This window comes from Streptomyces sp. NPDC127068 (assembly GCF_042724695.1).
Classification (GTDB): Bacteria; Actinomycetota; Actinomycetes; order Streptomycetales; family Streptomycetaceae; genus Streptomyces.
In genome coordinates this window covers 56,672-69,951 of sequence record NZ_JBHXEN010000017.1, presented here as the reverse complement: position 1 = coordinate 69,951, position 13,280 = coordinate 56,672, and the positions used below count along the sequence as shown (strand labels likewise).

15 protein-coding genes are annotated in these 13,280 nt (G+C 72.2%); 8 read left to right on the top strand and 7 right to left on the bottom strand.

All coding sequences use genetic code 11. From position 1 onward, the window contains the following. The first annotated feature begins 89 nt into the window (after positions 1–89). From ACFWIA_RS13260 to ACFWIA_RS13250, 3 genes are all read left to right on the top strand, one after another. Complete coding sequence (locus tag ACFWIA_RS13260; protein WP_387003407.1) at positions 90–1,001, top strand: ATP-binding cassette domain-containing protein; 912 nt, start codon at positions 90–92, stop codon at positions 999–1,001. Next, complete coding sequence (locus ACFWIA_RS13255) at positions 998–2,620, top strand: ABC transporter permease (protein ID WP_387003404.1); 1,623 nt, start codon at positions 998–1,000, stop codon at positions 2,618–2,620. The genes ACFWIA_RS13260 and ACFWIA_RS13255 overlap by 4 nt, the downstream gene beginning before the upstream one ends. A gap of 74 nt (positions 2,621–2,694) precedes the next feature. Then, positions 2,695–3,609 carry a phosphotransferase family protein gene (locus ACFWIA_RS13250; RefSeq protein WP_387003402.1) on the top strand — a complete coding sequence of 305 codons (915 nt, stop codon included), beginning with the start codon at positions 2,695–2,697 and terminating at the stop codon, positions 3,607–3,609. 41 nt (positions 3,610–3,650) lie between these two features. Here the strand turns inward: ACFWIA_RS13250 and ACFWIA_RS13245 are convergent, their stop codons facing one another. The 5 genes from ACFWIA_RS13245 to ACFWIA_RS13225 all read right to left on the bottom strand — a co-directional run bounded on the left by ACFWIA_RS13245 (position 3,651) and on the right by ACFWIA_RS13225 (position 7,956). Continuing rightward, positions 3,651–4,316 (bottom strand): response regulator, encoded by a 666-nt coding sequence (locus ACFWIA_RS13245; RefSeq protein ID WP_387003399.1) that lies wholly within the window; start codon positions 4,314–4,316, stop codon positions 3,651–3,653. Beyond that, positions 4,313–5,632 (bottom strand): sensor histidine kinase, encoded by a 1,320-nt coding sequence (locus ACFWIA_RS13240; protein ID WP_387003396.1) that lies wholly within the window; start codon positions 5,630–5,632, stop codon positions 4,313–4,315. Before ACFWIA_RS13240 ends, ACFWIA_RS13245 begins: the two co-directional genes overlap by 4 nt. Positions 5,633–5,769: 137 nt before the next feature. Next, a complete protein-coding gene (locus ACFWIA_RS13235; protein WP_387003394.1) occupies positions 5,770–6,690 on the bottom strand; it encodes an alpha/beta hydrolase family protein in 921 nt (306 codons plus the stop codon). A gap of 312 nt (positions 6,691–7,002) precedes the next feature. Beyond that, a complete protein-coding gene (locus tag ACFWIA_RS13230; protein WP_387003391.1) occupies positions 7,003–7,569 on the bottom strand; it encodes a GNAT family N-acetyltransferase in 567 nt (188 codons plus the stop codon). Positions 7,570–7,785: 216 nt separating this feature from the next. Then, a complete protein-coding gene (locus tag ACFWIA_RS13225) occupies positions 7,786–7,956 on the bottom strand; it encodes a hypothetical protein (RefSeq protein WP_387003388.1) in 171 nt (56 codons plus the stop codon). Between the two features lie 669 nt (positions 7,957–8,625). Here ACFWIA_RS13225 and ACFWIA_RS13220 point away from each other — a divergent pair. From ACFWIA_RS13220 to ACFWIA_RS13200, 5 genes are all read left to right on the top strand, one after another. Then, the gene (locus ACFWIA_RS13220; RefSeq protein ID WP_387003558.1) at positions 8,626–9,468 is read left to right on the top strand and encodes a Scr1 family TA system antitoxin-like transcriptional regulator; all 843 of its coding nucleotides are present in this window, start codon (positions 8,626–8,628) and stop codon (positions 9,466–9,468) included. Next, positions 9,465–9,674: a DUF397 domain-containing protein gene (locus tag ACFWIA_RS13215; RefSeq protein ID WP_387003386.1), complete on the top strand. Its 210-nt coding sequence runs from the start codon at positions 9,465–9,467 to the stop codon at positions 9,672–9,674. Before ACFWIA_RS13220 ends, ACFWIA_RS13215 begins: the two co-directional genes overlap by 4 nt. 27 nt (positions 9,675–9,701) lie before the next feature. Then, entirely contained in the window at positions 9,702–9,917 is a 216-nt protein-coding gene (locus ACFWIA_RS13210; protein WP_387003383.1) for a DUF397 domain-containing protein, read from the top strand. 26 nt (positions 9,918–9,943) lie between these two features. Next, positions 9,944–10,159, top strand: a complete 216-nt coding sequence (locus ACFWIA_RS13205) for a DUF397 domain-containing protein (protein WP_387003380.1) — start codon at positions 9,944–9,946, stop codon at positions 10,157–10,159. A gap of 169 nt (positions 10,160–10,328) precedes the next feature. Continuing rightward, positions 10,329–10,970, top strand: coding sequence for a DUF6518 family protein (locus ACFWIA_RS13200; RefSeq protein ID WP_387003377.1), 642 nt, complete (start codon positions 10,329–10,331; stop codon positions 10,968–10,970). 115 nt (positions 10,971–11,085) lie between these two features. Here the strand turns inward: ACFWIA_RS13200 and ACFWIA_RS13195 are convergent, their stop codons facing one another. Beyond that, a complete protein-coding gene (locus tag ACFWIA_RS13195; RefSeq protein ID WP_387003374.1) occupies positions 11,086–12,294 on the bottom strand; it encodes a kynureninase in 1,209 nt (402 codons plus the stop codon). Further along, positions 12,291–13,205, bottom strand: coding sequence for a tryptophan 2,3-dioxygenase family protein (locus tag ACFWIA_RS13190; RefSeq protein ID WP_387003371.1), 915 nt, complete (start codon positions 13,203–13,205; stop codon positions 12,291–12,293). Before ACFWIA_RS13190 ends, ACFWIA_RS13195 begins: the two co-directional genes overlap by 4 nt. Positions 13,206–13,280 lie beyond the last annotated feature (75 nt).

Here is a 13,280-nt window from a genome sequence, read left to right as displayed (position 1 = left end):
ATCATCTCCCCGTGTCGCGCAGCACCCGCAAGGAGGTTATACGGTTTCCTATCTTCACAAACTTCTGAAAGAAGCGTACGTTCCGAAGCATGACGAAGGCAATCAGCGCGGCCGGGCTGCACAAGTCCTTCGGCCGCACCAGGGCGCTGGACGGACTCGACCTCACCGTGGAGACGGGCGAGGTGCACGGCTTCCTCGGACCCAACGGCGCCGGGAAGTCCACCACCATCCGGGTCCTCCTCGGACTCCTGCGGGCCGACGGCGGCAGCACCCGGGTGCTCGGCGGCGACCCGTGGCGCGACGCCGTCGACCTGCACCGCAAGCTCGCCTACGTGCCCGGGGACGTGACCCTGTGGCGCAACCTCAGCGGGGGCGAGGTCATCGACCTGTTCGGGCGGCTGCGCGGCGGGCTCGACCGGAACCGACGCGACCGGCTCGTCGAACGCTTCGAGCTCGATCCGACGAAGAAGGGTCGCACCTACTCCAAGGGCAACCGGCAGAAGGTCGCCCTCGTCGCCGCCCTCGCCTCCGACGTCGAGCTGCTGGTCCTGGACGAACCGACCTCGGGCCTCGACCCCTTGATGGAGGAGGTGTTCCAGGACTGCATCGGCGAGGAACGCGACCGCGGCCGGACCGTACTGCTCTCCTCGCACCTGCTCAGCGAGGTGGAGACGCTGTGCGACCGGGTGAGCATCATCCGGCAGGGCCGCACCGTCGAATCGGGTTCGCTGGCCGAACTGCGGCACCTGACCCGTACCAGCGTCAGCGCCGAACTGGCCACCTTGCCCGGCCCGTTGGAGCACCTGCCCGGGGTGCACGACGTGGAGGTGCAGGGCCACCGGGTCCGCCTCCAGGTCGACACCGACCAGCTCGACGGCGTCCTGCGCGCCCTCACCGGGTCCGGGGTCCGCTCGCTGACCTCGACGCCGCCCACGCTGGAGGAACTCTTCCTGCGCCACTACCAGGACGCCGGGTCCACGGCCGGGGCGGTGGCCCGATGAGTGCCGTCGCCCCGGCCGCCGGGACCCGTACGCGGACGACCCGCGGCTCCGGACCGTTCACCGGCACGGGCACCCTGCTGCGGCTCGCCCTGCGCCGCGACCGACTGACGCTGCCGGTGTGGGTGCTCGTCATCGGCGCGATGGTCGTCAGCATCCCCGGCACCCTCGCCGACCTGTACGACACCTCCGCCGAGCGCGCCGAGTTCGCCCGGTCGATCGCCGCGAACAGTTCCCTGCGGGCGATGTACGGGCCCTCCTTCGGCGACTCGATCGGCGCGCTCACCGCCATGCGCGTCGGCGTCTTCGCCGCCCTGTTCGCGGGGATCATGAGCCTGCTGCTGGTGGTCCGGCACACCCGCGACGAGGAGGAGAGCGGACGCCAGGAACTCGTGTCCTCGACGGTCGTCGGCCGCCGCGCCCCGCTCACCGCCGCCCTGCTGACCGCCGTCGTCGCCAACGCGGCGCTCGCCCTGCTGATCACCGCCGGGCTCCGGGGCGAGGGCGGGGCCGGCGCGCTCGCGCTGGGGCTGGGCGTCGGCGGCACCGGACTGGTCTTCGCCGCCACGGCCGCGATCGCCGCCCAGCTCACCGAGAACGGGCGGCTCGCCAAGGGCCTGACGGCGGGGGTGCTCGGCGCCGCGTTCGTGCTGCGCGCCGCCGGGGACTCCGGCACCGCCGACGGCTCGTCCCCGCTGACCTGGCTCTCGCCCCTCGGCTGGACGGAGAACCTGCGCGCCTTCGCCGGCGAACGCTGGTGGGTGCTCGCCCTGCTGGGCGCGGCCGTCCTCGTCCAGGGAGCGGTGGCCTACCGGCTCGCCGACCGGCGGGACCTCGGCATGAGCTTCCTGCCCAGCCGACCCGGACCCGCCCGGGGCGAACTGCGCACCGCCGGAGCACTGGCCTGGCGGCTCCAGCGCGGCAGCCTGTGCGGCTGGGGCGCGGGCTTCCTGGTCAGCGGGGTGGCCTTCGGCGGCATCACGGCCGGCGCCGGGGACCTCGTCGGGAACAACGAACGGACCCGGGAGATCATCCAGCGGATGGGCGGCGCCTCCGCGATCACCGAGGCGTTCCTCGGCACGATGGCCGGGATCTTCGGGCTGGTCGCCGGGCTGTACGTGGTCTCCTCGGTGCTGCGGCTGCACGGGGAGGAGACCTCCGGGCGCGCCGAACCCCTGCTGGCGGCACCCGTGAGCCGCACCGGCTGGGCGGCCGGCCACCTGCTGGTGGCCTTCGGCGGGTCCGCGCTGCTCCTGCTGCTGAGCGGCGCCGGGCTCGCCCTCGGGTACGGGAAGGACCCGGGGCAGGCGCTGGCCGCGTCCCTGGTGCAGGTGCCGGCGGTGTGGGCGGTCGGCGGGCTCGCCGTGCTGCTGACCGGGGCGTCGCCGCGGTGGGCGGCCGGGTCCTGGGGCGTCGCGGGCGCGGTGCTGCTGATCGGCTGGCTCGGCCCCGCGCTGGAACTCCCCTCCTGGGTACTGGAGTCGTCACCGTTCGGGCATCTGCCCAAGCTGCCCGGGGAGGAGCTGCGGTGGGCGCCGGTCCTGGTGCTGACGGCGCTCGCGGCGGGGCTGGTGGCGGCGGGGCTCGCGGCACTGCGGCGCCGGGACCTCACCTCGTCCTGACCCGTGCCACCAGGACCCCGGGGTGGCGGACGGCGTTCTGTCGCCCGCGCCGCACCGCCACTACCGTGCGGACCATGACGACGCCGGCCGCGCCCGAGGGTCCCGTGCCCGACCGTTCCGTGCCCGACCGTTCCGAGTCCGTCCTGGAAGTCGCCTGCCGGGCCGCCGGGTTCACCGCCCGGGGCGCCGAGCCGGTCCGGCTCGCCGAGAACGAGATCTGGCGCCTGCCCGGCCGGGTGATCGTACGGATCGTCCGCCCCGGGCAGGACGCCGCCGCCGCACGGGAGGTGCGGGTGGCCCGGTGGCTCGCCGAGCAGGGGGTGCCCGCGGTGCGCCCGCTGCCGGTGGCGCAACCGGTGGCGGCGCTGGGGCACCCGGTGACCTTCTGGGAGGAGTTGCCGCCGCACCGACGCGGCACCACCGCGGACGTGGTCGACCTGCTGAAACGGTTGCACGCCCTGCCGCTGCCGGACTGGGAACTCGGCCGGCTCGACCCCTTCGTCCGGGTCCCCGAGCGGATCGCCGCCGCCACCACGACCCCCGCGGACGACCGGGCCTGGCTGCACCGCCGCTACGAGGAGCTGCGCGGCCGGTGGGCCGCGCTGCCCGCGGGGCTGCCGCACTGCGTGGTGCACGGGGACGCCTGGCTCGGGAACGTCGTCCTGACCCCGGACCCGGTGCTGATCGACTTCGAACGGGCCTCCGTCGGACCGCCCGAGTGGGACCTCGTCGCGACCGCCGCGAAGATCGGCACGGTCGGTACGGTGACCTCCGCCGAGTACGCCGACTTCTGCACGTCCTACGGGACCGACGTCACCACCTGGGCCGGGTACGAACTGATGGCCGCAGTAAGGGAGTTACGCATGGTGTCGTACGCCGTCCGGTACGCGGTGGGCCGGCCCGACTGGCACGCCGACGCCCAACAGCGGGTCGACTCCCTGCGGGGACGGCGCGGCCCGCGCCCCTGGAACTGGCGCACCATCCTGTGACCGCCCCTCGGGACCCGTCCACACCACGGGCCCACGGGACCTCAGCCCGGGGTGACCAACCGGGCCTCGTACGCGAAGACCGCCGCCTGCGTGCGGTCCCGCAGCCCCAACTTGACCAGGATGCGGCTCACATGGGTCTTGACCGTCGATTCGGCGACCACCAGCCGCGAGGCGATCTCCTGGTTGGACAGGCCCTGCGCGATCAGCACCAGGACCTCCGTCTCCCGCTCGGTCAGCTCCCCGTATGCGCTCTGCGTCGTGACCAGGGACCGCGGCTCGTCCGACAGCTTGGAGAACTCGGTGATCAGACGTCGGGTGACGCTCGGTGCGAGCAGCGCCTCGCCGGCGGCCACCACCCTCACCCCGTCCGCGAGTTGCCGGGCCGAAGCGTCCTTCAGCAGGAAGCCGGAGGCGCCCGCGCGCAGCGCCTGGTACACGTACTCGTCGAGGTCGAAGGTGGTCAGGACGAGGACCTTCGTCCTGCCGCCCGCCGCGACGATCTCCCGGGTCGCGTCCAACCCGTTCAGCTCCGGCATCCGGATGTCCATCAGGACGACGTCCGGCGCCAGCTCCCGCACCCGCTCCACCGCCTCGCGGCCGTTGACCGCCTCCCCGACGACCTCGATGTCGGGCATCGCGTTCAGCAGCACCGAGAAGCCCTCGCGCACCATCATCTGGTCGTCGACGACCAGCACCCGGATCGTCATGCCTGCTCCTCCACGGCCCGGACGGGGAGGAACACCGCGACCTCGTAGCCGCCGTCCTCCTGGTCGTCCGCCGTCATCTCGCCGCCCAGCATCGCCACCCGCTCCCGCATCCCGGTGATCCCGTGACCGGCGCCCGGGGACGGCTTCACCAGACCCCGCGCGGGCCCGTTCACCACCCGCAGTCCGAGGCCGCCGAGCACGTAGCCGACCTCCACCCGGGCCGCCGCGCCCGGCGCGTGCCGCAGGGTGTTGCTCAACGCCTCCTGCACGATCCGGTACGCCGACAGCTCGACGCCCGGCGGCAGCTCCCGGACCGCGCCCGTCACCGTCTTGGTGACGTCGAGACCCGTGTCCCGGACGTTGGCGAGCAGGGAGTCCAGATCGGCGAGGGTCGGCTGCGGGGCGTCCGGCGCCTCGTAGTCCTCGGCGCGGACCACCCCGAGCACGCGGCGCAGCTCGGTGAGCGCCGCCACCGCGTTCTCCCGGATGGTGACGAACGCCTGCTCCAGCTCCGGCGGCGGGTTCTCCACCCGGTACGGGGCCGCCTCCGCCTGGATCGCCACCACGGACATGTGGTGCGCGACCACGTCGTGCAGCTCGCGGGCGATGGTGGTGCGCTCCTCCAGCAGGGTGCGCCGGTCCCGCTCCACGGCGGTCACCGTGCGCTCCGCGGCCACCACCTGCTTGGCCTCCCGCCGCACGTGCCACAGCGTGACCAGCAGCACCAGCACCCCCGACAGGATCACCATCGCCCAGGAGTCCGAGTTGTACCCGCGGTCCGCGGAGGCGACGACCGTCGCGAACAGTGCGGTCAGCACCCACATCCACAGGCCCGTACGGGTCCGGGTCCGGATCGTCACCACCGTCACGATCACCAGGTGCGCGAAGAACCCGGCCCCGGTCCACGGCCAGGTGCCCCCGTCGAAACCGCTCAGCGCCACGATGACGGGCACCGAGGCCAGCGAGGCGAAGAACGCGAGCACCGGGCGGACCATCGTCAGCAGCACCGCCAGCGCGGGCAGCGCGCCCATGATCAGGGCGGCCAGCTCCGGGGCCCCGTACGCGGACACGGCCCCGGCGAAGCAGGTGAACGCCGCGAGGGCGGTGACCAGCACGTGCGGCGCCCACTTGCCGCGCCCGCCGAACCAGGTGGCGATCCCGCGGTCCGCGGTGAGCGGGGCGAGGGGACGGTAGGCGAAGGCGTTCCGGAACATGTCCTCGTGCAGCCCGCCGAACACGTCCTTCACGAGGTCGTACTCGGGGCTGGAGGAACCGGCGGCCGGCCTCGGACTCGGTATCTGCTGGGTCTGCGTCACCCTACGAAGGTAAGCGCCCGGCCGGACCCGGTCGTCCCCTGCGAGACGGGTTCCCCGGGGTCCCCCTCAGGTACTACGCGGCTACACGGCCTACGCGGCGGTCCCGGGCCCATGGGTCGGGGGTCGGGGCCCGGGGATCACCAGGCGAGCTGGGCGATCTCCTCCGCGACCACCGCGCAGGCGTCCGCCGCCGGGTCGATCAACGGGAAGTGCCCGACGTCCGGCAGCACGGTGAGCCCCACCTCCTCGCCGGCCCGCGCGGCGGCGTCCGCGTAGGCGTCGGCGACCGCCCGGGGCACGTCCCGGTCGGTGGCGCCCTGCACCAGGACCGTCGCGATCCCGGTGGGCAGCAGGGCCGCCGGATCGGCGTACGGCAGCCGCGCCTCGAAGGCGGTCGGGCCCCCCAGGAACTGGCGGGCCGCGTCGGAGCAGACGCCGAGCGCGGCGGCGGTGCGCAGGTCCGCGATCGGGGCGAGCGCGACGACTCCGCGCAGGGCGGGGGGCCGCTCCAGGAACCACGGCGCGTCGGGCGGCAGCGCGTGCCGGGACGCGGCCCACAGCGCGAGGTGGCCGCCGGCGCTGTGGCCGGTCAGGACGGTGCGGCGGACGTCCGCGACCGGCAGCAGCCGCGCGACGAGCCCGGGCAGCGCGTCCAGGGCCGCGGCGACGTCGTCCAGGGTGTCGGGCCAGCGGCCGGCCACCGGTCCGGCGGGGGCGCCGGTGTCCGTCCGCTGCGCGGGCAGCGGCGCCGGGCCCCTGCGGTACTCGACGGAGGCGACGGCGAGACCGGTCCGCGCCAGGTGCGCGACGAACGGACTCAGGTGCGCCCGGTCGTACGGGGCCCGCCAGGCGCCGCCGTGCAACGCGACGACCAGGGGGGCGGACGCGGGACCGCTGGGGTTCCGCTGCGCGGTGGGGGCGTAGAAGTCGATCACCTGGTCGGGGTGGGGGCCGTACGCGGCGGTGGCGTCCGGGGGGACGGTCGGGTGCGAGAACGCGGACGCTTCCTCTGCGGTGGCTGCGGCTGCGGCTTCTGGGTCGTCGTCTTCGTCCGGCATGTTCGGCCCTCCGTTTCGCGCGGAACTGATCGGCGGGACCGTACCAGGGGCTCCCCGCGCCCCTTCGGGACGTCCCCCTGCGGGGTCCCGTGCGCTGTCCCGTGCGGGTGCGTGGTGGTTGGCCGCGCAGTTCCTCGCGCCCCTACCGGGGCTCTGCCTGCGGTGCGCTGTGCTGTGCGGGTGCGTGGGGGCTGCTCCACACCCACTACCCCGTTGTACGAGTGCGGTGGCCGTCACCGCGTCGGGCACGGTGTGCGGTGCGCACCGCACACCCGACCGGTGGGGGCCGTCGCGCACCGCCCCGACCCGGCTTCAGCTGCCGAGAGCGGTGGCCACGGCGGACGTTCCGGGGAAGTCCTCGGGTACGGCGTCCATCAACAGTTCGTCCACGGGCTTGCCGAGCCAGTACCCGGACCGCCGGAGCCGGCCGCCGGGACGGAACCCCGCCTTCTCGTACGCGCTGGCTCCGGCCGCGTTGGGCTCCAGCACCTTGAGCCACACCATGCGTAGGTGGGCGAGGTGGAACGCCCAGTCCAGCGTCAGGCGAGCCGCCTCCGCGGCGTAACCCTTCCCGCGTTCCTCGGGGGCGAGGACCATCACGAACTCGGCCGTGCGCACGTAGGTGTTGACTTCCAGGATCGTCATTCCCACGGGCGTACCGTCGTCCAACCGGACCACCTCGAACTGCTGGAAGCGCTCGTTGCCGCGCTGACGCTCGTAGCCGGCGGCACGCACCTCCCAGGACTGCGCCCACTGGTTCCCGTACCCGCTGATCGTTCCGGGGTCGTTCTCCCACGCGTGGTACTTGGGCAGCATGTCCTGGCGCGGCATCGCGAGGGCGAGCGCTTCGCCGCTCAACAGGATGTGCGGATCACTCATGTTCGTACTCCTCTGTGAGCCCGTGCAACGGTACGTCGTGGTTCGCGGTGCACGGTCCCGGGGTGTGCACGTGGCGGGGGCAGACCCGGTGCGTGACGAAGTTCGCGCCGCTTTGGCTGCCGTACCCGATCACCACGGGAGCCGCGGTCCAGCAACCGCAGAGGCAACAGTGCGCACCGGACTCGGCGGGCGGCCCGCCGAGCAGCGCGTCACGTGTCACCGCACCGCCTGCACGCGGAGCCCCCGCAACACCCGCCCCGGATACGGGCTCACGAACGACCCCAGCACCGTCCGCCCGCGACGCGGGGCGCCGACGACCACCAGGGTCCGGTACGCGCACCGGTCCACGACCCCCGCCACGTACAACGGCACCGGATCGTCCAGCACCGCCGGCCCCCGGCGACCCCTCCGCGGACGGTGACCGATCACGTCGTCACCCCCGGCAACGTCCCCGGGTCCACGTCCTGCGGCGGGTCCCACTGCACCGTCTCGAACAACGCCCGGTCGAACCGACGATGACCCGTCTCCCGGAAATGCGACTCCGCCCACCGCAACGAACCCTCGTCCGACCGACACTCCGACCCCCGCGGCGGCACCGCACCACACAACGGCGACCCCGACACGCACTGCACATACGCACGCGCCCCCCAGAAGTCCAACCGCCGCAACGTCCACTCGATGTGACGAAACCTCCGACTCACCGCAGCCCACCACCCCGACTGCTGCGCACGTTCGACTCCGCCAACGCCGGCCGCAACCGATCCACCACCGTCGCCACACGCACATCCTCACGACACACGTGCCACTCCAGACCCCCACCCGGCGGACGGAGATACACCGGACCCCACGTCACATCCATCACCACCCCCACGACACCCCGCACGGTGTCGAACACGAGGTCACCCACTGCGAGTTCGCCTGACTGTCCTTGCGGCACTACGGTCTCACCGCACACGACCGCTCCTCTCCGTAGCGACTCTGCCACCAAGCGCTTCGAGAGTGGCCCAGGGCCGGGTTGCCTTCAACTTGGCCCAACCGAAGGAAGGGTTGGAACGGATCTTGAACCGAAAGACGCTGAACCCCGACGCGGGACCCGTAGCGGCGTACGGCGCACGTCTACGCAGTGCACGCGAGGCACGGAGCTGGACCCAGGAGCAGCTAGCCGAGGCGATGAAATGCTCAAGTCAGCACATTTCGGCCTTGGAAACTGCTCGGAAACCTCCAACCCTTCATAGTTCGAGGAAAGCTGACGAGGCATTTGGCCTGCTGGGAACGGCATCCGAGTCGTTCGAGCGCGCCTACCGGGACATGAAGAACGGGAGCCTTCTTGAGGGCTTCCCGGAGTACGTCCGCTACGAAGCCCGGGCGGCTGAGATTCGGCTCTTCGAGGTGGGCGCCATCCCTGGACTCCTTCAGACGCCTGAGTACGCAGCGGCCATAGAGCAGAGCGTCGTCACCCACGGCGCGATCCCGCCGGAACAGGCGGCTGAGCGGATCGAGTTCCTGGCGGAGCGACAAGCCGCAGTGGTGCGCCCGGTACCGCCCGTCGTGATCGTCGTGCTGGACGAGAGCTGCATTCGCCGGTTGGTGGGAGGGCTCCAGGTGATGGACGGGCAATTGGCAAGCCTGATCGAGTTCGCCGAGCAGCCACACACCGTGCTGCAAGTCGCGCCCTTCAGTTTGGGCGAGCGTCGCCCCTTTAAAAGGCTGGTGAACCTGCTGACCATGCCAGATCGATCCGTGATGTCCTACGTCGAATCGGAGACGCAGGGACTTCTAGACCGCGAACTGACTTCTGTCCTACCGCTGGTGAGGACCTACCATCAGCTTCAAGGCGTCTCGCTCTCACAAACGGCGTCCGTAGACATGATCGATCAGGTACGAAAGGGCATCTCGTGACCGTAGAAGTCCATGTCTGGATCAAGTCCTCCTACAGCGGACAAGGCGGCTCGTGCGTCGAGTGGGCACCCGCGCACGCCACCGCAACCGGCACCGTCCCCGTCCGCGACTCCAAGAACCCCAGCGGGCCCGTACTGAACCTCCCCACCCACGCCTTCACGTCCTTCGTGACTGGAGTAAAGACCGGTGGGTTCAACGCGCTCTAGACCTTCGGCACCAGGAAGGACTTCAAGATGAACGTTGACCCGGCTGACACTCAGTGGACCAAGTCCTCCTACAGCGGACAAGGCGGCACGTGCGTCGAGTGGGCGCCCGCACACGTGTCCGCAACCGCGGTGGTCCCGGTCCGCGACTCCAAGGACCCGAACGGACCGGTACTGCACCTCCCGGCCCGCGCCTTCGCGTCGTTCGTCACGGGCGTCAAGACGGCAGGCTTCAGCGCACGCTGACCTTCGGCACCAGGAAGGGCTCCAAGGTGAACGTTGACCCGGCTGACCCCCAGTGGGCCAAGTCCACGTACAGCGGCAGCGGTGGCACGTGCGTCGAGTGGGCGCCCGCACACGCCACCGCAACCGGCACGGTCCCCGTCCGCGACTCCAAGAACCCCAGCGGACCCATACTGAATCTCCCCGCCCCCGCCTTCGCATCCTTCGTCACGAGCGTCAAGACCGGGGAGTTCGACACCGCCTGATCACCAGGGCCGACCACTGCACCACTCCCGCGGACAGACCCTCACGACCCCGTCGATCCCCTCAAGAACGACGGGGTCTTCGCGCGCCAGGACACACCGCCCAGGGCGGCCCTGGGAACCTCCAAACGACTATACATCGAGCGTATACACCACGTGTATAGTCCTGAGCATGGCTCTTGTGACCACCGCATCCCGCTACGACACCCCGGTCGCCGTCCTGACCGCGACCGGCGTCTTCGGATTGCTGCTCGGCTGGGCAACGTACGCCCTGCACGGAACGACACCCCTGTTGGAGCGGGTGACCAACTCGACGTCCACCTGGATCATCTGGACCGCCTTGGCCGGTGTGCTGATCCGTGACCGGCGGCTCGCCGTCTGGGGCGGGGCGTTGATGATGCTCACCACCTGCGGCGGTTACTACGCGGCGTCCACTCTTGGAGACACCTTCGGGAGCGGAGCGCTCGGAACTGCCGCCGTGTGGTCGGTGGCGGGGCTGGTCGGAGGGCCCATTCTGGGATGGGCGGGGTGGACGGTACGACGAGGGCGGGGCGACCTGCGGCCGGTAGCCGGAGCGGTCATCGCGATGGTGGTGCTGGGCGAGGGGTGCTGGCTGGGGCTGGCGCTCAACTACTGGGGAGAAGCGGTCGCCTTCCTGACGGTCGGCGTGCTGCTCACCGCCCTCCTGACCGTCTACCTGGCACGCGCCGGGGTGCGCCGGTACTGGCTGTGCGCCGTGCTCGCTCCCGTGGGCGGTCTCGTCTTCTACCTCGCCGAGAAGGCCATCCTCAACGGTCTGCTCGAATCGGTATGACGCTGTCCGACTCCTCACTCGACCGCAGGTGGGCGTCCCGATAGGGGCGCGGGGAACGGCGCGGGCAACCCCAGCGCACCCGCGCCGAACAGCGCACCGTAGGACCCCGCGGGACCTACGCCAACGCCCCCGCGAGGACCCGCGCCGCCCGCTCCGTCTCCGCGAAGCCCACGTACAACGGGGCGAAGCCGAAGCGAAGGACGTCCGGGGGCCGATGGTCCCCGATCACCCCCCGCTCACCGAGCACCCCCATCACAGCGGCAGCACCTTCGCAGCGCAACGCGACCTGGCTGCCCCGCTCGCCGTGCGGCACGGGCGTGGCCACCTCGACGCGGCCGGACGGGACGTACTCCGTCACGCACTCCAGGAAGAAGTCCGTCAGGGCGAGCGACTTCGTGCGGACGGCCTCGACGGTGACGCCGTCCCAGACGGTCAGCGCCTCCTCCAGCGCCAGCAGGGACAGCACGTCCGGCGTGCCGACCCGCCCGCGTCCCGCACCGGGCGCCGGCTCGTACGCGGGGCGCATGCCGAAGGGTTCGCGGTGGCCCGTCCAGCCGGGCAGCGGGGAGTCGAACCGCGGTTGGAGGTCGCGGCGCACGTAGAGGAACGCGGGCGCGCCCGGCCCCCCGTTCAGGTACTTGTACGTGCAGCCGACCGCGAGGTCCACCCCGTGCAGGTCCAGGTCGACGGGCAGCGCCCCCGCACTGTGGCACAGGTCCCAGACCGCGTACGCGCCCGCCGCGTGCACCGCCCGGGTGAGGCCCGGCAGGTCGTGGAGGCGGCCCGTGCGGTAGTCGACGTGGTTGAGGAGCACCGCGGCGGTGCGCGGACCGAGCACCGCGGGCACCTCCCCGGGCTCCACCGGGCGCAGCGCACAGCCGGTCATCCGGGCGGCGGACTCCGCGAGGTAGCCGTCCGTGGGGAACGTGGTGGAGTCGACGACGAGTTCGTCCCGTACCGCGCCGCCGGGGTCCGCGCCGCGCGCCATGCGGACCGCCGCGACGACCGCCTTGAAGACGTTCACGCTGGTGGAGTCGGCGACGACGACCTGTCCGGGGGCGGCGCCCACCAAGGGGGCGATCTGGTCGCCGACGCGCTCGGGGGCGTCCCACCAGCCGCTCCGGTCCCAGGAGCGGATCAGCAGTTCGCCCCACTCGCGGCGGATCACCTCGTCGATGCGCCCGGGCACCGAACGGGCCAGCGCGCCGAGCGAGTTGCCGTCCAGGTACGTGACGTCCTCGTCGCGGACGAAGCGCTCGCGCACGGCGCCCAGCGGGTCGGCGGCGTCCAGGGCGGCGGCCTTCTCCTCCAGTGCGGGCCTCACACCCGGCTCCGGGCGGTCCACAGCTCGGGGAAGACGTTCTTCGCGGCCCGCTTCTCCAGCCAGGCCACGCCCGCCGAACCGCCGGTGCCCTGCTTGGCGCCCATGGCCCGGCGGGTGGCGGAGAGGTGGTCGTTGCGCCAGCGCCAGACGAGTTCCGCCACGTCGGTCAGCGCCTCGCCGAGCCGCAACAGCTCCGGGTCGGGCGGCGGGCCGTCGCCGGCAGCGGACTCCGGACTACCGGTGGGCTCCGGACTGCCGGTGGGCTGCTCGGCCGCGTAGAGGGACGTCCACACGTCCTCGACCTGCGGCGACGGCTCGTAGCGGGCGGCGGGGTCACGGTCCAGTACGGCCGCGGGGACGGGGTGGCCGCGGCGGGCGAGCAGCCGCAGCACCTCGTCGTAGAGGCTCGGTGCGTGCAGCGCCTCGTCGAGTTCGGCGTGCGCGCGGGGTGCGCCGCGGTGCGGGACCAGCATCGACGCGGACTTCTCGCCGAGCAGGAACTCCATCCGCCGGTACATCGCGGACTGGAAGCCGGAACCCTCGCCGAGGGCGTCCCGGTAGGAGTTGAACTGGGCGGGGGTGAGTCCGCTGAGCGGGCGCCAGGACGCGTTGAGGGCGTCGAGTTCCCGGACGGACCGCTTCAGCGCGGCGGTCGCGGCGGGCACGTCGTCGCCGCGCAGGGCCGCCGACGCGGTCTCCCACTCGTGGACGATCACGGTGAACCACAGCTCCATGACCTGGGTCGTCACCAGGAAGACCATTTCCCCGGGATCGTCGGACAGGGGTTGCTGGAGATGGGTGAGCACGTCCGCGCGGACGTAGTCCTCGTACGGCGTCGTGCCGTGGAAGTCGAGGTGCGGCGCTTCGGGCGCCCCCGGGGCGGCGCCGCCCTGCTGTGCCTGGTGGGACATCGCTGTCTCCGTGCGTGTTCCGGGTAGCGGTCCGCCCCTGCCGTTCCGACAGGACGCCCCGGTCCCCACCGGCAT

What these genes read in the sequence shown, in the direction of transcription:
- ACFWIA_RS13235 (WP_387003394.1), bottom strand. Translation starts at nt 6,690, where the DNA reads ATGCCGGACGAAGACGACGACCCAGAAGCCGCAGCCGCAGCCACCGCA.
- ACFWIA_RS13190 (WP_387003371.1), bottom strand. Translation starts at nt 13,205, where the DNA reads ATGTCCCACCAGGCACAGCAGGGCGGCGCCGCCCCGGGGGCGCCCGAA.
- ACFWIA_RS13250 (WP_387003402.1), top strand. Translation starts at nt 2,695, where the DNA reads ATGACGACGCCGGCCGCGCCCGAGGGTCCCGTGCCCGACCGTTCCGTG.
- ACFWIA_RS13260 (WP_387003407.1), top strand. Translation starts at nt 90, where the DNA reads ATGACGAAGGCAATCAGCGCGGCCGGGCTGCACAAGTCCTTCGGCCGC.
- ACFWIA_RS13210 (WP_387003383.1), top strand. Translation starts at nt 9,702, where the DNA reads ATGAACGTTGACCCGGCTGACACTCAGTGGACCAAGTCCTCCTACAGC.
- ACFWIA_RS13255 (WP_387003404.1), top strand. Translation starts at nt 998, where the DNA reads ATGAGTGCCGTCGCCCCGGCCGCCGGGACCCGTACGCGGACGACCCGC.
- ACFWIA_RS13200 (WP_387003377.1), top strand. Translation starts at nt 10,329, where the DNA reads ATGGCTCTTGTGACCACCGCATCCCGCTACGACACCCCGGTCGCCGTC.
- ACFWIA_RS13230 (WP_387003391.1), bottom strand. Translation starts at nt 7,569, where the DNA reads ATGAGTGATCCGCACATCCTGTTGAGCGGCGAAGCGCTCGCCCTCGCG.
- ACFWIA_RS13245 (WP_387003399.1), bottom strand. Translation starts at nt 4,316, where the DNA reads ATGACGATCCGGGTGCTGGTCGTCGACGACCAGATGATGGTGCGCGAG.